The organism is Paenibacillus camelliae (genome assembly GCF_023715345.1).
In the GTDB taxonomy this organism is placed as follows: domain Bacteria; phylum Bacillota; class Bacilli; order Paenibacillales; family Paenibacillaceae; genus Pristimantibacillus; species Pristimantibacillus camelliae.
In genome coordinates this window covers 90,176-110,297 of sequence record NZ_JAMBNY010000001.1, presented here as the reverse complement: position 1 = coordinate 110,297, position 20,122 = coordinate 90,176, and the positions used below count along the sequence as shown (strand labels likewise).

Annotated in this window: 18 protein-coding genes and 1 other annotated feature; of the genes, 3 read left to right on the top strand and 15 right to left on the bottom strand. The window is 43.4% G+C overall.

Features of this window, described 5'->3' with window-relative positions; all coding sequences use genetic code 11:
• Positions 1 to 2: 2 nt before the first annotated feature.
• The 6 genes from M3180_RS00520 to M3180_RS00495 all read right to left on the bottom strand — a co-directional run bounded on the left by M3180_RS00520 (position 3) and on the right by M3180_RS00495 (position 8,058).
• A complete protein-coding gene (locus M3180_RS00520) occupies positions 3 to 1,745 on the bottom strand; it encodes a proline--tRNA ligase (RefSeq protein WP_251665270.1) in 1,743 nt (580 codons plus the stop codon).
• 364 nt (positions 1,746 to 2,109) lie between these two features.
• A complete protein-coding gene (locus tag M3180_RS00515) occupies positions 2,110 to 3,045 on the bottom strand; it encodes an aminoglycoside phosphotransferase family protein (RefSeq protein WP_251665269.1) in 936 nt (311 codons plus the stop codon).
• A 228-nt stretch (positions 3,046 to 3,273) separates the two neighbouring features.
• Positions 3,274 to 3,981, bottom strand: coding sequence for an SGNH/GDSL hydrolase family protein (locus M3180_RS00510; protein ID WP_251665268.1), 708 nt, complete (start codon positions 3,979 to 3,981; stop codon positions 3,274 to 3,276).
• A gap of 236 nt (positions 3,982 to 4,217) precedes the next feature.
• Positions 4,218 to 5,009: an SDR family oxidoreductase gene (locus M3180_RS00505; protein ID WP_251665267.1), complete on the bottom strand. Its 792-nt coding sequence runs from the start codon at positions 5,007 to 5,009 to the stop codon at positions 4,218 to 4,220.
• Between the two features lie 70 nt (positions 5,010 to 5,079).
• Positions 5,080 to 6,291: a GNAT family N-acetyltransferase gene (locus M3180_RS00500; RefSeq protein ID WP_251665266.1), complete on the bottom strand. Its 1,212-nt coding sequence runs from the start codon at positions 6,289 to 6,291 to the stop codon at positions 5,080 to 5,082.
• A 213-nt stretch (positions 6,292 to 6,504) separates the two neighbouring features.
• Positions 6,505 to 8,058, bottom strand: coding sequence for a 2-isopropylmalate synthase (locus tag M3180_RS00495; RefSeq protein WP_251665265.1), 1,554 nt, complete (start codon positions 8,056 to 8,058; stop codon positions 6,505 to 6,507).
• A 93-nt stretch (positions 8,059 to 8,151) separates the two neighbouring features.
• Positions 8,152 to 8,388 (bottom strand) — a binding site (T-box leader).
• Positions 8,389 to 8,708: 320 nt separating this feature from the next.
• On the opposite strand from M3180_RS00495, the gene csaA reads away from it, so the two are divergent.
• The gene (csaA, locus tag M3180_RS00490) at positions 8,709 to 9,038 is read left to right on the top strand and encodes a chaperone CsaA (RefSeq protein ID WP_251665264.1); all 330 of its coding nucleotides are present in this window, start codon (positions 8,709 to 8,711) and stop codon (positions 9,036 to 9,038) included.
• Between the two features lie 184 nt (positions 9,039 to 9,222).
• Here csaA and M3180_RS00485 read toward each other — a convergent pair whose 3' ends face one another.
• Both M3180_RS00485 and M3180_RS00480 read right to left on the bottom strand, forming a co-directional pair.
• A complete protein-coding gene (locus tag M3180_RS00485; RefSeq protein ID WP_251665263.1) occupies positions 9,223 to 10,131 on the bottom strand; it encodes an NAD(P)/FAD-dependent oxidoreductase in 909 nt (302 codons plus the stop codon).
• Positions 10,132 to 10,300: 169 nt separating this feature from the next.
• A complete protein-coding gene (locus M3180_RS00480; RefSeq protein WP_251665262.1) occupies positions 10,301 to 10,699 on the bottom strand; it encodes an RrF2 family transcriptional regulator in 399 nt (132 codons plus the stop codon).
• A gap of 147 nt (positions 10,700 to 10,846) precedes the next feature.
• Here M3180_RS00480 and M3180_RS00475 point away from each other — a divergent pair, with 147 nt between their 5' ends.
• Complete coding sequence (locus M3180_RS00475; protein ID WP_251665261.1) at positions 10,847 to 11,173, top strand: YnfA family protein; 327 nt, start codon at positions 10,847 to 10,849, stop codon at positions 11,171 to 11,173.
• Positions 11,174 to 11,320: 147 nt separating this feature from the next.
• Here M3180_RS00475 and M3180_RS00470 read toward each other — a convergent pair whose 3' ends face one another.
• From M3180_RS00470 to M3180_RS00450, 5 genes are read right to left on the bottom strand one after another with little or no spacing between them, the layout of a single operon-like run.
• Positions 11,321 to 11,929, bottom strand: a complete 609-nt coding sequence (locus tag M3180_RS00470) for an ABC transporter ATP-binding protein (RefSeq protein ID WP_251665260.1) — start codon at positions 11,927 to 11,929, stop codon at positions 11,321 to 11,323.
• Positions 11,926 to 12,720: an ATP-binding cassette domain-containing protein gene (locus M3180_RS00465; RefSeq protein WP_251665259.1), complete on the bottom strand. Its 795-nt coding sequence runs from the start codon at positions 12,718 to 12,720 to the stop codon at positions 11,926 to 11,928. The genes M3180_RS00470 and M3180_RS00465 overlap by 4 nt, the downstream gene beginning before the upstream one ends.
• Positions 12,721 to 12,735: 15 nt before the next feature.
• Complete coding sequence (locus M3180_RS00460) at positions 12,736 to 13,545, bottom strand: ABC transporter permease (protein WP_251665258.1); 810 nt, start codon at positions 13,543 to 13,545, stop codon at positions 12,736 to 12,738.
• Entirely contained in the window at positions 13,535 to 14,524 is a 990-nt protein-coding gene (locus M3180_RS00455) for an ABC transporter permease (protein ID WP_251665257.1), read from the bottom strand. Before M3180_RS00455 ends, M3180_RS00460 begins: the two co-directional genes overlap by 11 nt.
• A gap of 3 nt (positions 14,525 to 14,527) precedes the next feature.
• The gene (locus tag M3180_RS00450) at positions 14,528 to 16,132 is read right to left on the bottom strand and encodes an ABC transporter substrate-binding protein (protein WP_251665256.1); all 1,605 of its coding nucleotides are present in this window, start codon (positions 16,130 to 16,132) and stop codon (positions 14,528 to 14,530) included.
• Between the two features lie 114 nt (positions 16,133 to 16,246).
• Here M3180_RS00450 and M3180_RS00445 point away from each other — a divergent pair, with 114 nt between their 5' ends.
• Complete coding sequence (locus M3180_RS00445; RefSeq protein ID WP_251665255.1) at positions 16,247 to 16,948, top strand: GntR family transcriptional regulator; 702 nt, start codon at positions 16,247 to 16,249, stop codon at positions 16,946 to 16,948.
• 174 nt (positions 16,949 to 17,122) lie between these two features.
• Here the strand turns inward: M3180_RS00445 and M3180_RS00440 are convergent, their stop codons facing one another.
• Both M3180_RS00440 and M3180_RS00435 read right to left on the bottom strand, forming a co-directional pair.
• Positions 17,123 to 18,604, bottom strand: a complete 1,482-nt coding sequence (locus M3180_RS00440; protein ID WP_251665254.1) for an Lsa family ABC-F type ribosomal protection protein — start codon at positions 18,602 to 18,604, stop codon at positions 17,123 to 17,125.
• A gap of 341 nt (positions 18,605 to 18,945) precedes the next feature.
• Positions 18,946 to 19,929, bottom strand: coding sequence for a ketoacyl-ACP synthase III (locus tag M3180_RS00435; RefSeq protein WP_251665253.1), 984 nt, complete (start codon positions 19,927 to 19,929; stop codon positions 18,946 to 18,948).
• Between the last annotated feature and the right edge of the window lie 193 nt (positions 19,930 to 20,122).

Sequence of the window (20,122 nt, the reverse complement as noted above, 5' to 3'; positions counted from 1 at the left end):
TTCTATATCGTTTTACTGCCCGAGTAGATAGTGCTAATTCGTTCCACTACGGCTGAGGCATCAAGCAAATCTTTAGTATTGTTTATGCGGTCAATCCACTCCACCTTACCGCTTGCAGCGTCTTTGCCAACAATGATACGATACGGGATACCTATTAGATCCGCGTCCTTGAACTTCACACCTGCTCGTTCATCTCGATCATCGATTAGCACATTAATCCCCGCTTGCTCTAATGGTGTGGCCATTCGTTCTGCAAGCTCTCGCTGGTTCTCATCTGCGTAGGATATTGGGATGATGTGAAGCTGGTATGGACTAATAATTGTTGGCCATACAATCCCATCCCCTTCAACCTGCTGCTCAATTAATGCTGACAATATTCGGGATATGCCGATACCGTAGCAGCCCATCACGAAATGCTGTGATTTCCCGGCTTTATCAAGGAATGTAGCTGACATGCTCTCACTGTATTTTGTCCCGAGCTTAAATATATGTCCCAGCTCAATTCCTCTATTAAACTGTAAACGTCCTGCCTCACAGCGTGGACAAGTATCACCTTCAACAACATTGCGAAAATCTGAAACATGCGTGACGTCTAGGTCTCTTCTTACGTTCACATGCTTATAGTGGTAGTCTTGCTCATTGGCTCCTAGGATGCCGTCCGTTAATTCGAGCACACTATAATCAACGAGTACTGGAACGGTTAAGCCGATTGGACCAACGTAGCCAGTAACAGAGGATATATGTGCTGCAACTTCGTGATCGTTAGCTAGATTAATAGTTAATGCCCTTAAATAATTCTTTACCTTTAGTTCATTAACCTCATAATCTCCACGAACAACGACAGCAACGGGCTGACCATCAACGATAAACAGCATCGTTTTTATGATTTGTTTTGCGTCAACACGAAGATTTTGCACTAGCTGCTCGATTGTGCTCATGCCAGGTGTATAAAGCTTTTCAAGCGGTGCATCATTAAATCTTGTCTGACTGTGAGCTATTACTTCGACAAAATCGGATGGGTTAACCTTTGCCGATGCTTGCTCAATATTCGCTGCGTATTGACATTGATCACAGTGTGCAATGGTGTCCTCCCCAATATCAGCCAGTGCAATAAATTCATGCGTCCCTCCTTCTCCGCCAATTGCCCCGGCATCTGCCTCTACAGCACGATAATTTAGTCCTAATCTCGTAAAAATTCGGTTATATGCCTCATACATGCGATGATAGGTCGTGTCTAGCCCTTCCCAATCCGTATCGAACGAGTAGGCGTCCTTCATAACAAACTCTCGTGTGCGTAACAAGCCGAAGCGTGGTCTACGTTCATCTCGAAACTTCGTTTGAATCTGATAAAGCGTTACTGGCAGCTTGCGATAGGAGTTAATATCTTGACGTACTATCGAAGTTATGACTTCCTCATGGGTAGGACCAAGCGCAAATTCTCGTTGCTGTCGATCAGCTAGTCTTATCAGCTCAGGTCCGTAAACATCATAGCGACCTGACTCCTTCCATAGCTCAGCAGGCTGCATGACGGGCATTAGTATTTCCTGTGCGCCCGCAAGGTCCATTTCCTCGCGAATGACTTGCTCTATCCTTTTAAGTACACGTAAGCCAAGCGGCATATAGCTATAGATACCAGCCGCTAGCTGCTTGATTAAGCCAGCTCTTAGCATTAGCTGATGACTAACTACCTCTGCATCAGCTGGCGCTTCTCGTAATGTAGAAAAATACAATTGGCTTTGTTTCATTTCCAGCCCTCCTATGGATTGCTTAATATCGGTAGAAAATAAAAAAGACACATTCGTTAGGGACGAATGTGTCGTGATACCACCCTAGTTCGACGAAAAGCAAGCACAATTACACTGCTTTTAGTCCTTCATTAGTATAACGGCAAGTTAAACCGGTAACGATAGCGAATAACTTATCGTTACTGCTCACAAGATAGGGACTTTGCTCAATCGTTTCGAGAAGTCTTTCAGCCGGTGGACTTCCTCTCTGTTCAGCGATGCATGGAGCAAAATGGTCTTGATCAGGCGCATTTAGAATATATAATTGTTCAATACTGTAGCGGAAAGTAACGAAAAAGTCAACTATATGCTGTTACACGATACCTTATCCTAATCGTTGCCATTCTGTAATGGTGGTTTTTATAGATTGCGATAGATGAGCGTGGTAAAAACCTTTCGGTCTGCCATGAATCATGCCCAGCCTTCTTACTGCGATAAATAGTGCCCAGAGCGTAATTTCTGCCTTGTCTCGCTCCGACAATTTCCTAACATTGTTATATCCAGACAATAATGCTTCATATCCACCTAAGAAATCATGAGTTCTAAAATGACCTAGGTCATACCGAGCGCTCACCGCTTTAATATCACCGAAATCAATAATTCCACTATAAGCACCGTGATGTTGAAATATATGCGATGTATCGAAGTCGCCGTGAGCCAGATAAGCCCTTTGTTCGTTGATGAATTCGAAGCCTTCTTCTAAAGCAGTTCTCACCACATTTATCGAATGATCCTGTAAGCCATAATGATGTAATATAGACAGATCATGCTCTAAAAACTCTTCGTAGTAGCATCGCATAGATTCGTGCTCACCAGTCAGTGTAGCATTTACAGCTCGATCAATCTCACCAAAGCCCTTTAGTTCAATCTGATTGACTAGAGCGATTTGTTCACCTGCATGATATAGAATTTGTGCGAGGTTGTCATGATCGATCTCTAAGTCAGGCCGATCTAGATCACTACCTAATAGCTCTTCTGTAACCATAATAGATAAACCGATGAGATGATTTCTCTGTTCGTAATAGATGACGTTAGGAACGTTAATTCCTTTACTCCGTAGAAGCCTAAGCACTTTAACCTCAGCATCGAAACTAGCAGCTTGCTCTGGCAATATTCGAAGATAAAACGTTTGATGATCTGTGAATATCCGAAATACGTAAGTAGAGCTCCCTTTTGTTACTCTTTCTAATTCCACTCGTTTTCCGAAATAGTGTTCAGTGATTTCTCCTATCTCTATAGCCGGCACTTCAATTCTCTTCAACTATTCTTCCCCTCTCAGATTAGGGAAAAACGTTACATTACAATACGTAATCCCCTATAAGAATAAGAAACTTGGATTTATTGATGAACATACAACATCACTCCTTTCATTGCTTGCACTATTATAACATTTTTATCCTTTTATTTTATCGATCAATTTTCCTGTGGTATCCAATCATAAAGAAGAAACTCCTCGATAACGAGGAGTCTTAATATTGCATATATTCATTTAGCGTATAGTAATCGTTTGACGATATTGCTCAGATACGGTTTTATAGATTAGCTCATATCCTGCTTCATTGGGATGGATGCCGTCTTCACAGATCAGATTTTGATAGTCATGGTTCAGAAGAAATGCCGAACGAATATCGATAAGTGGTACTGATAGCTGTGAAGCGAGCCGCGTAACCTGGGCATTATACAGTTCCTGCCAACGATAGATTACGTTCACATCGCCTCCAAGCCATGTCAGAATATGATCCTTATTCAGATTACGAGAAATCCATTCAAAATATTTATCTGGAACCAATGGCGGCAATGTCAGCATAATCGGGTTCCCTTGACACTCACGGATTTTGGCGATCATCTCAGTATATTTCTTATTAAATACTGGTATTGGCGTATTGCATTCGTGATTCGCTTGCGGATTGTCCGATATTTCCTTCCAGTTATAGTCGCAATCATTGCCACCAAACTCTAGCAGTACATTTTTAAAGTGCTTCACTTTATCTAGATGCCGATCCAAAACTGCGAGTCCCTTCGTTACCGTGCTTCCCATCATACTATAGTTTTGAATAGAAAGCTTCTCGTCACTAGTGCCAAATAGCTTCTGCAGATCCATCTTCAATGTACTGTAACGATTGGAATCCGAGCGAAGCAAAATCCCTTTGCCGATGGAATCACCAAATATACCTATGTTCAAGCTGCCGTTCAGCATTATTCATTCCCCCATTCCGTACACTTCTCTCCACCTAATTATATCAATGTGCGGAGTGAAACTGCAGATGATGAGTGTCATAACTTCGATATGACGAACGTTAGTACATAAGCTAAAAACCCGAGTGGTGCATAAGGAATGCACCACTCGGGTGCCGCAAAGTAGTTCTAAAAAGATTGTTCTTTCTCCTAATACGCTAAGCTATTGCATCGATGCTTAACAATCGCAGCTGCGCTCTAAAGCAGCGTCTCCGCACCGTCAATAAAGATTTCTGTACCAGAGATATGGCTTGAGCTCGAGGATGCTAAAAACTTAACGAGATCAGCAACCTGTTCAGGTTTACCAGGGCCGTGCTCGAGCGGTTGACTTCCTTCAGGATAGACAACTGGAATTTGAATCTTTTCCACTTCTGGCTGCTTGAACGTGTTCTCACCAATATTGGTTTGAATGGCGCCTGGACAGATTACATTTACACGTATTTTATACTGTGCTAGCTCTAGTGCGGCCATTTTAGCAAAGGCAACCTGCCCTGCCTTCGAGGAGCTGTACGCTGACATACCGAATCCAGAAAACTTTCTACTGCCATTGATCGAGCTCGTAATGATGATGCTTCCACCGTTTTGCTTCATATGTGGAATTGCATATTTAATCGTAAGGAATGTACTTTTTAGATTTGTAGTTAACGTTTCTTCCCATTGATCTGGTGTAAGATCCTCGATTGGCGCAACCGTGCCATTGATACCAGCATTCGCAAACACAATATCGATGGTTTTGAATGTATCTACAGCTTGTTGAATCGCTTGCTCAACGCGCTTAGGATCGGCAACATCGGTATCGACAAAGATGCATTCCCCACCTAGCTGCTTGATCTGCTCCTCTGTCGTTTCCGCTCGTCGATTATTTAGGTCGACAAGTACAATTTTAGCTCCTGCCTTCGCCAAAGCAATGGCTGTCGCTTGTCCTATCCCTGAAGCAGCACCTGTAATGACTGCAACCTTGTTGTCTAGACTGTTATTGTTATCTGTCATTCTCGTATACGACCTCCCGTTAAAAGCATCATTAGAATCGTTACAGCTTAATCATAGTTTTACCAGCCTCTTAAAAAAAATCCGAAAAATACGGCGTATGCTGCTCAATCGCATCTTCTAATAGATCAAGTGTTTCTGGTGCGCACTTTATGCGACCAATCTTACGCAAATATTCAGGACGTTTATATCCGAGTAACATCGTCGTCATCGTCTGAATGCTGATGCTATCCTCATTTTGCTTTGTAGAGCGTGTTATGCTACCCTTACCATTCTTATCGATTTGTAGAGTAAAGGTCCCCTGGTTCCATGACAGTAATGGGTCATTGAGCGTAAATGTCCATTCCCGTTCCGTTATGTCTGGCTTGAACGGATACTTCGCAATAAATTGCTCAATATCTACAATTCGTGCCATATAGTAAGGCGAGATGGATTCCTTAATATCTGCATCCTCTAGCAGGAATGACAGCTGCTCATCGGTGTGAATATTGCCGGTTACCTTAGATATCATAGAAAAATGCGCACTAATAAAGTTCCAAAGTCCGCTACGCGCTTCCTCATCGATAAAAATCATATCCTTGACGTGAAAAACCTCATCCTCGATCCAGTACAATATGTAGCCGCTTGGCTCTCCATCCTCGCTATAATAGACAGCAGCCATCAAGTCATCAGAATCCCAACGCCAATATTCGCTCCACGCAAGGTCATTACGAAGCATAGCTCCATGTGTGATGAGTGAATATCGTTCGTAGGCTCTAATAACGTCCTCACTTTCAGGGTCAACGCGTGAGACATCACCTGGTACTGGTCTATTTTTAGGCAATTGATAGTCTTGAACCTCAAATACGATTTTGTCAGATATGATTTCCCAACCTTTACGACGGTAGTATGGAATCGAATATGGGTACAAGTAGGAGATGGATTGGTTTCTTTCTCGCATATTGGTTAATGCCTGCAGCAGCAATCGGTTCATTAGTCCTTGACCAGAATATTCGGGAAATGTCCCCACTCCCGTTACACCGCCCATATCATAGGTTTGGCTGAAAATTCTCACTTGAAAAGGATAGGTTGCGACTTGAGAGATTAATTCATCTCCATCAAACCAGCCGATAACATCCGCTTGCTCCAGCACCGGTGATTTGGCGCGAACGATCTCCTCCTCATCCCAGCCTGATTTCATAAGCTCCTTATGTGTAACTTGAAAGACATATCGCAACAGACGGGAATATTGCTCCAGATGTGATAGATCAACCTTTTTCATTTTCAAATTTTGTTTGCGATGCATGTCGTAGACTCCCCTTAGCATTTTTTTTAGGTTTACACGAATCATCCGATAATATTCTGTGAAGCAGATAAGGTGATCGTTTTCTATAGTCCTTGGTGCGTATTGAATAAAAAAGATGCGCCCAAGCATTCACTTGAGTGCATCCTCACCATCGATCTAAAGGTTGTTTCTGTTTGCTGATATGCTCTTTAGTTTGTCACAGCTATAGCCTTGCTACTGTTTATCATGATCTTCCTTCTTAGTTGTTTCCTCAAGCATTACTGCATTTAATGCATTAAGAAAAGCCATCGCACTCGCTTTAATAATATCTGTATCCATCGCACGTCCGCTGTACGTTTTGTCCTCATATGAGATCTGGATATTTACTCGTCCAATCGCTTCTTTGCCTCTAGAGATGCTGTAAATCTTGTAATCCTTCAGCTTCACATCTAGCTTGGCGATATCCTTCAGAACCGAGTAAAGCGAATCAATCGGGCCATTCCCTCCTGCGCTTCCTTTTAGCAGTTGATCACCATATTTCAGCTCAACCGATGCAAACGGATTCGTATCATTCGTCGTAACCTCAAACGAGATTAGCTCGAACATCCGGTGATTTGCTTGTGTAGTAGAAGTAAAATGCTTACTAACTAGCTCGAAAACGTCATGATCATACACTTCTTTTTTCCCATCTGCTAGTTCAAGAAACTGTGGAAACAGCATCTCAGCTTCCTCATCACTAAGCGTAAAACCAATTCTTTGTACCACATTCTTAAATGCATGTCGTCCTGATCGCGCGGTTAAGATCAGCTCCATGCTATCCACGCCTACCTCCTCTGGAGACATAATCTCGTAAACCTGCTTATCCTTCAGCAATCCATCCTGATGAATGCCTGATGAATGGGCAAAGGCATTATCACCTACAATGGCTTTATTTACTTGCACATCAAGGCCTGTCAAATGAGTAAGCATTTTTGAGGTAGGGTTTAGTTCCGTTGTATGAATATCGGTGTAGCAATGATAGAAGTTTTCTCTCACCTTAAGTGCCATCACCACCTCTTCAAGCGCTGTATTGCCAGCCCGTTCACCAAGGCCGTTAATGGTGCATTCAACCTTATCTGCACCGTTTTTAATAGCGCTCAGAGTATTGGCTGTTGCCATACCCAGATCGTTGTGACAATGCACGCTTAACATCACTTGATCGTTCAAATTTTTTAAGCGGTCATTAATTTTATAGATCAGCTCACCGAACTGTTCAGGCACAGCATAACCAACAGTATCGGGGATATTAATGATCGTCGCTCCAGCCTTAACGACAGCCTCAATGGTAGTCCACAAATATTCGAAATCGGATCGCGATGCATCCTCCGTAGAATATTGAACATACGGAAGTAGCTTTTTGGCATATTGAACCGCATCAACCCCCATCTGCAGCACAGCATCCCTCGAACGATTAAACTTCTTCTCAACATGAATGTTGGACGTGCCTAGCACGATATGGATAAATGGATGCTGGGCAAGCTTTATGCTTTCATAGACAGCATCAATATCACTCTTTACGGCACGTGCAAGTGTTGTAATTGACACACTTTCTCCTACCTGCTTCGCAATTTCCTGAACGGCTAGAAAATCACCCTTCGATGAAGATGGGAAGCCTGCTTCGATCATATCTACATTGAGTTTTTTCAATTGATGAGCAAACTCAATTTTCTGATTAACATTTAATTTTGCACCTGGAACCTGTTCGCCATCACGCAGCGTAGTATCCAAGACGATAATTTTTCGGCTCATGGAGAACCCTCCCTCAATAGAAATATAACAAGCATCTATGTGAAGCGAGTTTGATTAAACCCGGTCTTTAATCAACAAAAAAACTCGTCTCTATATAGAGACGAGTTTTAACTCGCGGTACCACTCTAATTTATTTTATTCATCGAATAAAATAATCTTCTTCGATGGCCAACACCATCTATCCTTTTAACGGTGGAATTCCGGCTTACCCTACAGATTCAGGCAGCTGTTCATAGACGAGTTCAAAGTAAATGATACTACCGTTTCACACCAACCAACGGCTCTCTGCAAGCTCAGCTTACTTCTACTATTTCTAATCAATACATTTCAATATGTTGTTGTTAGAGATTATATGGATTAAAAAAGCTGATGTCAAGAAAAACTTTTGAAATAATTAACAAATGGAATTTTGACAATGAAAATTATCATTTAAAAAGGATAGGTTGCGATTTGAGATATTACTCATCTCCATCAAACCAGCCGATGACATCCGAAGCACAAGTCATGTGACGAAAGTAGGCTATATGTAATCTATATTGAAACGATTGGACAGTATTCCTTAGTAAAATAATGTATAATATCGTAAGTAATAACGGCGCGAGTTTAAGTGCTCTTATGTAGCTATCTGTATAAAGGAGTTAGATAAACGTATGGCAATGATCGATGATTTATTAAAATTAGATATCCGTATTGGTACTGTACTAAAAGCAGAGCATTTTCCAGAAGCTCGGAAACCTGCAATTAAGCTGGAGATAGATTTTGGCGAGATTGGCATTAAGCGTTCGTCTGCTCAAATAACGAGGAGATATGAACCGAATAAGCTTATTGGTCAACAAGTGGTTGCCGTTGTTAATTTTCCAATCAGACGAATAGCTGGCTATGAATCTGAAGTGCTAGTTATCGGGGGGATTCCAGAGGAAGGCGATGTTGTATTATTAAGACCTGACGCACCAGTTAAGAATGGAACGCCGGTTGCTTAATGCTAAATACTCACATACTTTAATGATGCAATGGATAGAGCTCCTAAAAAGACGTGGTTGCAATGGAAACCAAGTTTTCTTAGGAGCTTTATCCTTCGAGAATTATAAATTATTTGTGATCTGTACGTTCGGTAATGTTTAGTTCGATAATGTTTAGTTCGATAATGATAGTGAAGTGTCTGACCTAGTCATTCTGCCATTCCTCTTCAATGAGATCAGCGAGTACTGCAGCACCAGCTTTACTACCTGAAGCTGCGGCAATAATAAGCTGAGAAGGCATGACATATGCAGCATCTCCTGCAGCAAAAACGCCTTCTGCTGTCGTTTTCCCCATCGGATCCGTCACGATACCACCCATTTCTGTTGACTCATAGCCCAGCTCCTCCTGGAAGCTTAGATTGGCAGACAACTGTGTAGCAACCATTCCGCCACTACATTCAATCTGTGAGCCGTCGGTAAACCGAACCTTCTCAAGCTTACCATCTGATCCGATAAATGCTGCAATGGATTGTTCAATGACAGGAATCCCTCTTTCTCTAAGCTGATTCAGCTGTTCCTCCTCCAAAATTTGCTTCCCATTCGTGCACACGGTCAATTGCTTACTCCAGTTATATAGCAGCTTAATCGAATGGAACAGATGAGGAGTATCGGACACGAGTACTAGCGGTTGATCGCGGTGCTCCCAGCCATCACAAAAAGGACAACTGAACAAGCTTTTACCGTAAAATTCATGAATACCGGTAATGTTCGGCAGTACTTCCTTTATGCCAGCAGCTAGTAGCAGCTTACGTGCTGGAATGATTTCTCCTGACACAAGCCTCAGCTCAAAGCCGTTCTTCGTTCTGCTTACCGATTCAACTTCTGCTTGCATCGTTTCTACAGATGGATAACGATGAATCTCCTCGTTCGCGATTTTTCTAAACTCTGCAGGCTTAATTCCATCACGAGTTAAATAGCCGTGTGACTCATGTGCGACTCGATTCCTTGGCTTACCGCTGTCCAGCACTATGACCTTTCTTTTGGCTCTACCAAGCACAAGTGCCGCATTCAATCCCGCGGGACCTCCGCCTATAATTGCGCAATCGTATAACATAAAACGCCTCCATCCAATATAGATATTATAGATATGTTATGTCTGTAATGTGAGTATATATAGAGGAGCTCTCCCCCTACCCGCTCATAGTTATGAGTCGATGTAGATAGGTATAGCTCCTTGCTATCAGTTCATCATGGTTAAGCTTAATGATAGTGCTCTACTACGGCTAAGCTTCTCGTACATGGGAGGCAAGCTCTATAAGCTTTTTATTTTGCAAATATCGCTCCATGTCCTTCTCAGCTGCAAGCATGACTTGATGGATTTGACATTGCGAATCGACATGATCCACACATTCAAATAACGAGGTCAATCCTTCAATAGCGTGAATTACATCAAGAAAGCTAATCTCATCAGCTTGCCTTTTCAAGCGATAACCGCCACCAGCACCAGTTGCTGATTCGATTAGTCCTGCCTTAACCAGTTTCGTAAGTATTTTAGATAAATACGTTGGTGAAACCCCTTGCTTCTCTGCTAGAAGCTGAACACCAATCGGCTTATCTTCGGTATAAGCGATTAGATACATCATCGTATGAAGAGCATAGCTGGTCGCTTTTGAATATTTCATGATGTCCTCCAATTATAGACTTTATGTGTCTATAATATCTATAGTGTAAATCAATGTCAAGCAGATTACAGTTTTTTCAATCAAGCTGTCGCATGGTCAGATATAATCATGCTAGTATTAGTGCAGAGCCTACAACAGGAGGATATTATGTTTTTATCAATCTTAATTTTTATACTTGCAGGGCTTGCAGAAGTCGGTGGCGGATATTTGATATGGCTTTGGCTAAGAGAGTCCAAGCCTCTATGGTATGGTGCAGTAGGTGCAGCTGTACTTGTTATCTATGGCATATTGCCAACGCTGCAAAGCTTTCCTAATTTCGGGCGGGTTTACGCGGCGTATGGTGGTGTTTTTATTGTTATTGCGGTGCTTTGGGGATGGCTCGTTGATAAAAAAGCACCCGATCTATATGATTGGCTAGGTGCAGCGATCTGCTTGCTCGGAGTAGCGGTTATGCTATGGGCACCAAGAAGCTAACGCAGCCCCAGATCAACATACCTTTCATATAAAAGGCTGTATATGCATCCTTCAGCGCGATTGTGCTCGCTTGAAGAAGCCTATACAGCCTTTTAATATAATTCACGTATATCAAGCTCATATCTCAGCATGACTTGAACAGGTCGCCTAGACTGTCCATGCATGAAAATCAATGACTCGATCACAAACCTTGTGTAACAATGCTCGATCATGACTGACAACTAACATGCCCATCTTGCGTCGCTCGGCAATTTGCAGTGCGGTTTTCCAGATTTGTGCTTGCGTAATGGCATCAAGCATGGTTGTCATCTCATCGGCAAGCAAATAACTCGTATGTGGACTCAAGGAACGGGCAATACATATACGTTGCAGCTGGCCACCCGATAGCTCTGAGGGCCAGCGATTAAACCAGCTTCGATCGATATGCAGTGCATCCAGCAGCTCATCATCTGGCTGCCAGCCCTCATTCAATATAGCGCCCACCTTCCAGCGTGGGTTAACCGCATGCTCAGGATGCTGATAAACAAGCTGTACTGGGTGATAGCCTCTTTTGGGCAGGAGATGACCGTTAATCCGTACCTCACCTTCTGTGGGTGAATCCATTCCAGCTAAGATGCGACATAGCGATGACTTTCCACTTCCACTGGCTCCTTGCAAGCCAACAATCTCGCCTTGACGAATTGATAAATCAATGGAGCGAAACAGCCAGCTCTTATCAGGCAGCTGCTTACCAATGCCTATTGCTTCCAGCTTCATGACTGCCACCCCTTCACATGAATAAATTGATTCTGTGGCAGTGCCTGCCATAATGCCCGTGTATAGGGATGTACAAGCGCAGTACCCTCTCCAGTAAAGCTTGAAGCGGGCGCAATTTCCATCAGTTCACCACTATGCAGTACAGCAACACGGTCCGCAATTTGCGCTGCTGCGGTTAAGTCATGTGTAATGAACAGAATCGCTGTTCCCTGGTCAGCCATTTGCTGAAAGACCAGTAGTGTATCTTGAGCGACCTGTTCATCAAGGCCAGGCGTAGGCTCATCGGCAATGATTAGCTTAGCACCGCTTACTGCAGCGATACATACGAGTACACGTCTAGCCATTCCACCTGACAGCTGATAAGGATACATGGCAGCAGCAGCCTGTGGCAGACGAAAACGCTCAAATACCTTTTGCCGCTCCAGCTTAGGATTACCTATACGAACAGCCTCTTCCACTTGCTGTCCAACGCGCATGAGCGGGTTCAAATACTGTACGGATTGCGGGATTAATGCAATCTGATTTCCTCTCAGCTGCCGCATTCGTCTATCTGTTAACGGTTGACCATCGAACGTTAGCTTGCCAGATATGGCGGCATGCTCTGGCAGAAGTCCAAGTATAGAATGAGCGAGTAGGCTTTTTCCAGATCCGCTCGCACCAACGATTGCCAATATCTCGCCTGCTTGTACAGATAAAGAGAGCTCTCGAATAACTGGCATTGTACGCTTACGCATTCTAAAATCATAGGATTCAAAGGCTATTGAAAGCTGATGAATGTCTAGCAGATGCATGGTTGCTCCTCCTCTCTATTGCCGTGCACGGCTTGGGTCGATGATTGAATATAAGCTGCGAGCCAGCATATCGAAGGCTCGCACGACGATAAACAAGCATAAGCCCGGAAACACTGCTAGCCACCACATACCCGCAGAGATATACTTCATAGATTCGGATAATATGATGCCGATCGCCGGCTGATGCGGTGATAATCCCATGCCTAAAAACGTAAGTGCTGCCTCGTGCAGAATCGCATGTGGAAACATTAACAATGCACCGACAATAAATTGAGGAAGTAGATGTGGCAGCATATGTCTTGTTGCAATCCACCATGATGATTTTCCTAGCTGCTTCGATATGATGACATAAGGAGCGACTTTCATCGCTAGGATTTCAGCACGCAATAGTCTCGCAAGACTCGGCCAATGCGTAAGTGCCAGAGCAAGGATGACCCCCTTCATCCCGCCGCCTGCAGCGAACGCAATGAGGATGAGCAGCACAAGATGAGGTACACTTAAAAAGCAATCAATTAACCATGTAATGATACGATCTGCTGTTTTTCCAAGCGTTGCGGCGATTAGTCCTAGAATGCATGCAATAATCGCGCTTGAAATTGATGCTGCCGTGCCGACGCCAATGCTCAGCGCCAAGCCCTTCATCGTACGCGTAAGCATATCTCGCCCTAGCCAATCTGTTCCGAACAGATGATTCCATGAAGGAGATAAGTTTCTAGCATCAAGCTGTGACAGCAAGCCCTTGCTGCTAAGCAGCGCTGCAAGCAGTAAAGGAACAACAAGAAGTACGCTTGCGCTAATGATGGTAAGGAGATAGCTACGCTTCATGCTTGTACCACTCCTTAATGCGCGGATCAATGATGCGATACGTCCATTCAGCGATCGAATTGCCGACAAAGACAAAGCATGTGCTGAACAGTACGATACCCATAAGAAGCGGGACATCACCTCTAGTGCTTGCCTCAACCGTTGCTTGTCCAAGGCCAGGGTATGAGAACACCTGCTCGATGAGCACCGCTCCTCCGAACAGCTCACTGAACGATGCAAATTGCAATGTTATCGCTGGCAAAAGGATATTGCGCAAGCCATGCCGCCACACTAACTGGAGGCCACTCAACCCTTTTGCTCTTGCGAATGTTATATACTCGCTTGATAACACCTCAATTAGCTTCTCACGTGTATGAAGTGCGATATGAGAAACACCAACAAGACTTAACGTTATTGCGGGAAGGATCATATGGTAGGCTCGATCCAGCCAACTGACTTCATCTGCACGAACACCAATAGGTGTTCCTAACCCAACTGGAAAGATAGGCAGCCACACTGTAAATAACAGCAGCAGCAGCACACCAGCCCAGAAGGTTGGCGTAGAAGATAAGGCGTAGCAATACCATTGAATGATCCGATCGAGCCAAGTACCTCGCTTCATTGCTGCAGCAACACCAGCTGCAAATCCAATAAAGCCGGATAATAGCCAAGCTATCATTAATAGTGAGATTGAACTCATAAATTTCTCTTGGATCACTTCAACGACTGGCTGGCGGTATATGATTGAGGTACCAAAATCGCCTCTTACTATTGCACTAAGCCAAGTAAAGAATCTTTGCACTGGAGGCTCATTTAATCCCCAATGCTCCGCAATAGCTGCACGCTGCTCCTCCCCTACACGCAGCATATCTGCACCAATATAGGCTTGAACTGGATCGATTGGAGAATTGCTCATCAGTACGAACGTCAAGCTGCTTACACAGGCAAGCAGCAAAACGAGTCTCATTAGCTGACGTAGCAATAAGGTAGGTATCCGCATCGCTTACTCCACCCATTTCCACTGATCAATATTACTTGTTATTGGCCAGCCATGACCATGCGGATGAATCGGCTGCTCCCCAATATCAAGCTGTTCGTAGGTATAATATAGATGGTCAATATTCACGAGCCAAGCCCATGGGGCATCACCTTTCGTACTGAGCCCTGTTGTACCGTCCCATTGTGCCTTTTTCCAGAGCTCGTGTGCCTGCTCCATATCCACTGCTTCTAACGCAGCTTTCATATATTGATCAACTGTATCATTGCTGTAATATCCGGGATTAAAGTAGCCTACCCCTGCATATGAGCTGCTGTATACATGATACATCTCTAGTGGATCGAGACTTCCCCAGCCTAGCATAACGGGCTGCGAGTACATGAGACGACCGATTTCATCCCAGCTTTTACCTTCAGCTTGAATGGATATACCGATCGGCTTAATCATATCGGCTACCGCAATTGCCAAAGACTGACGGATGCTATCACCAGCGGGATACAGCAAGGTGAACTGCGCCTTCACACCATTTTTTTCTAGTATTCCATCACCATCACTGTCATACCAGCCTCCATCTGCTAACAGCTTCATAGCAGCATCTGGGTCAGCATCCTGAACGACAGAAGCTTCATTCCACCACGGAAGCTGATCATTCACGGAATAGGCTGGAGTCCCATACCCTTCAAGCACCCCTTCTACAAGCAGCTCACGATCAATCGCAATATTCATGGCTTGTCGAATGGCAAGCTCACTCGTTACTGCATTGCCGATTGGGTATCCCTCTGCCGTACTGTTCCCCTCAGGCTGATATGGAAACATAATGCCGCGATTGTCGACAGATTGAACTGCTTTAAGCTTCATCCCATTTATGTTCTGCTTACTAAAGGTAGATGGAACTGCTACGATATGCACCTTGCCAGCCTTGGCGGCTGCAAGCGATGCGTCCTCATCTAGAAACAAAAATACTAATCGCTTAAAGCTTGATTGCGGACCGTAATAGCGCTCATTCTGCTCAACGATCAGCTGCTGCCCTTTTTCCCACTGCACTAGCTTATACGGGCCCGATCCGATTGGTTGCTGAGCATAACGGTCTGAATAAGCATGCTTAGGCACAATCCCAATCGTAGTAAGCAAATCGATAAAGCTTGATTGTGCTTTTTCTAGTTCAAATTGAACCTGATAGGTGCTCAGAGCTGTAATGCTTCGTACATTGGTCAAATCAACAACTGATGCGTTTCGCTGCGCTGTTTCAAAGGTAAAGACGACATCCTCAGCAGTGAGTGGCGTCTCATCGCTGAATTCAATATCTTCGCGAAGCTCAACCTGCCAGCTTAGCCCATCGTCACTGATCGTATAGCTAACAGCTGCATCACCGATGATGTTTAGCTGACTATCACGCTTAAACAATGTACTTTGAAATAACGGTGAGCCGTAACGTCCCCATCCGGTAGTGGGATCAAATCCCTCTGCCGGCTCACCTCCAATGGCTAGCACTAATTCAGCTGGTTGTGGTCTTGTCTTGCCTTCCTGTAGATGATTGTTCCCCTGCGAAGCACATCCAGCTACAAGAATTGCGAGCAATGTAATCGATGCTACAACATATTTTCGAATCATATTGATGTTTCTACTCCTTCTACTCTTACGAAATGGACGTATATTGACTTGTATACGTGTATACATGTATACTTAAAAACTAAATTATCATAGCACACTGAGGTGGAATAATCCATGTATTTTTTGCAGCCTGCAACAAGCTATAAAAGCCTAGGCTATCAGGCGTACGAGACAATTCGTGATGCAATCATCACATTAAACCTCGAGCCAGGACAGATGGTTATGGAAGTCGAGCTAGCTGAACAGCTGGGCATAAGCAGAACACCGATTCGAGAGGCCTTTCAGATGCTTGTCAATGAACAGCTGCTGCAAGTATTACCGCAGCGAACGAAGAAAATATCGTTAATCTCTGATGTAAAAGTTAAAGAAAGCAGCTTCGTTCGATTTAGCTTAGAAAGTAGTGCCTTCCAGCTCGTTGCAGAGCAATGGGATGCTAATCAGCCTCGTTATACAGCAGCTGAGCAACAATTGCAGCTGTTATTGAAGCAGCAACAGGAGGCTGCTGAGCGTCAGGACGTGCTAGCCTTTCTTAAGCTCGATGAACAATTCCACCAGCTCATATTAAAGCTAGCAGGTAATGAAACACTGCTGGAAGTAGTGTACCATATGCGAGGACATCTTAATCGCTATCGCTACTTAGCAATGAAGGAGTTTCAATTAACGAAAAAGCTGGTACAGGAGCATTCCGAGCTGCTTCGAGCACTCATATCAGGTGATGCTTTGGCAGCCAAGCAGCAGCTTGAGGCTCATCTGAATAAATTAGATGATGACATTCCACTGCTTCAGAAAAAATATCCGGCTTATTTTCAAGATTAGCTTGAACATTATATTGCTCTACAGATGAAAAAGCACCTAGCTAACTAATTAATTCGTACGGCCCTCGCTTAAAGAGTCAATGTAGCGAGTGGTACAGATTAATATTAGCCAGGTGCTTTTTGTGTTTGCTCTATATATTCATGATGTGCGAGGTAACCTAGTCGGATTTACTCGCTATTGAAGCACAATTGTCGAGGTTGCGATGCGTTCAGTAAAGAGACGGTCATGCTCAACAAAGAGTATGGTTGGTTCGTATTGTAGCAATACCTCTTCAATCTGTATGCGTGACAATACATCGATAAAATTTAGCGGTTCATCCCAAATGTACAGATGAGCAGGCTCACAGATGCTTTTCGCAAGCAGCACCTTCTTCTTCTGCCCTCCACTAAAATGTGCCATGTCCTTCTCAAATTGATCTCGTGAGAAATCCAGCTTGCGCAGCAGCGATTTAAATAGCGCCTCGTCTATGCCCTGCGTACGTGTATAATCCTTTAAGTTCCCCTTCAAATGCGCAGTATCCTGAGAAACATAGGAAATGATTAGCTGACTACCTCTTAGCATTGAACCTGAATAATCGAGCTCATCTCCACAAATTAGCTTCAGCAGGCTTGACTTGCCAGATCCATTTTTTCCGGTGATCGCAATCCGATCCCCCTGGTTAATGGAGAAGCTGACATCACGACATACCGGCTTATCACCGTATTGGATCGAGATGCGCTGCAATTCAGCTAGCTTAGACTTGTAATAATGAAGCGGAGTCATTTTCATAGGCTCGTTGCTTTCAATGTTTTTAAGGAGCTTCGATTTTTCATTAATGGCATCGTGCTGGCGCTTCTCTAGTACTTTGGAACGCTTCATCATTTTTGCTGCCTTATGGCCGATGTAGCCTTTATCGACCTTCAAGCCTGAATTCAACGTTCCATTTTTTGTTTTTTCTACCTCATGTGACCACTGATTGGTACGTTTTGCGGCCTCTGATAATCGTTTAATATCTTGCTTAAGCTTTTCATTCTCTACTTGCTCATATTGATCCTGAAGCTGCTTGTTTTCCCACCAGCTGCTAAAGTTTCCTCTCTGTATATCGATATTTGTTTTGTTGATTGATAGGATATGGTCAACACAATCATCTAGAAAGCTGCGATCATGCGAGACGAGTATAAAGCCGCGCTTTCTTTTCAAATATTGACTTACGATCCTTCTTCCTTCTGCATCTAAGTGGTTAGTCGGCTCATCAATTAACAGAAAGTTGTTTTCCTTCATGAACAGTGCTGCAAGCATGACCTTGCACTGCTCACCGTTAGATAATGAACAGAATGGGCGATACAATACTTCCTCGTCTACTTGAAGTAAGGATAGCTCACGGAGCAAGCGCCACTGCTCATAATCGGGACATAGCTCCTCCACCAGGTAGGCTGTAAGCTGGTGTTCGTCTTCGATTACGAACGGGAAATAATCGAAGCTAACGGATGCACTAATGGTACCGCTATATTCATATTGACCAAGCAGCAGCTTCAGGAAGGTTGTCTTTCCTCGCCCATTTCTTCCCGTAAAGCCAAGCTTCCAATCGGTATCGATTTGAAAGCTTACATCCTCGAATATATTGTCATAGCTTCCATCATAGGCAAATGTAAGCTGAGAAACTTGAATAATAGACATTATGTTATCCCCCTTGCTATTAAACATAAAAAGAGCTGCAAGAAAGTTACTTCCTGCAGCTCGAATAAATATAGCAAGTCAAAAACAACAGTATATCGGCATATACAGTCATCAATGAAAAGGATATACATATAGAGCGAAGAATGTAACGTTTCTTGCAATCATTTAAAACAGACGGATAGCGTATTTCTTCTCATCACAGAAAAAATCGATATTCATCGTTTTACAATTAGCAAGAAAAATCCATTACACCGTTCAACTCCATTCCTTAAATTACTGGCAGTATATCATAGCAGCTATAAAAAAACAACCCAATCCTGTAATTTATCTCCAGCAAGCTGCTACAATGTCCACTTTATGAGTAGCCCGCAATGGGTTAAGCCACCACCGAAACCATATAGCAGTAAGTGTTCCCCTTGTTTAATACGTCCAGCCTTCACGGCTAGATCTAGAGCTAAAGGTATCGTAGCTGAAGAGGTATTCCCATAATCCTCTAGGCTATATAATGTTCGATCAAGACTAATTCCTGTGCGCTCACAGATCGATTCGATCATTCGCAAATTCGCACTATGTGGCACAAACCAATCGACATTTTCGATAGGGTAGTTAATGCCATTAAGCATCGTGCGAATCCCTTCAGGCACAGTCGTAACAGCCCAACGATACACCTCTCGCCCATTTTGCACAATTCTCTGTTTATGCTCTAGCTCCTCACCGAACAGATGATTCGAAATGCCAGAGCAGTATAGATTTTTGCTTTTTTCTCCTTCGGAGCCCATATAATGCGTAATGAAGCTTGGTTCATGTTCGTCATATTCAACGAGCACCGCACCTGCACCGTCTCCAAACAGAATACAGGTTGTACGATCCTCGTAATCAGTAATTTTGCTTAGTGTTTCTGAGCCAATAACTAATATCTTTTTATGCAAGCCTGAGGTAATTAAGGCGTTTGCCATATGAATACCATAGGTGAATCCAGCACAGGCAGCGTTAAGATCTAATGTGCCTGCATGACGAATATCCAGTTTTGCTTGAATAATTGCTGCCGAGCTTGGTGTTGCCACATCCGGCGTGAACGTACAGACGATCAGCATATCGACGTCATCAATCGATTTTCCGTATCGCTCAACGAGATTCAGCACGGCTTTATAGCCTAAATCACTCGTATATTCATGCTCAGCAGCAATCCTTCTTTCCTTTATGCCTGTTCTGGATACAATCCACTCATCGCTTGTTTCTACGATTTTAGAGAAATCTTCATTGGTCATCACTTTCTCTGGTACATAAGAGCCTATAGCTGTAATTTTAGCTTTCGATTGATTCATATGACACCTCCAATTGTACGTTCAAGTTTATCATACCATAGATTAGTACCAGATACTAATACTTGATACTATATTTCTGCAAAATAATATGTACTCACATAAAAAAAGGAACAAGAATTGGAGAAATGATTATTCACCAAACTTGATCCTTTTGAATGTTACATAGTTGTAGGTTGGATATAGCCAAAGTATG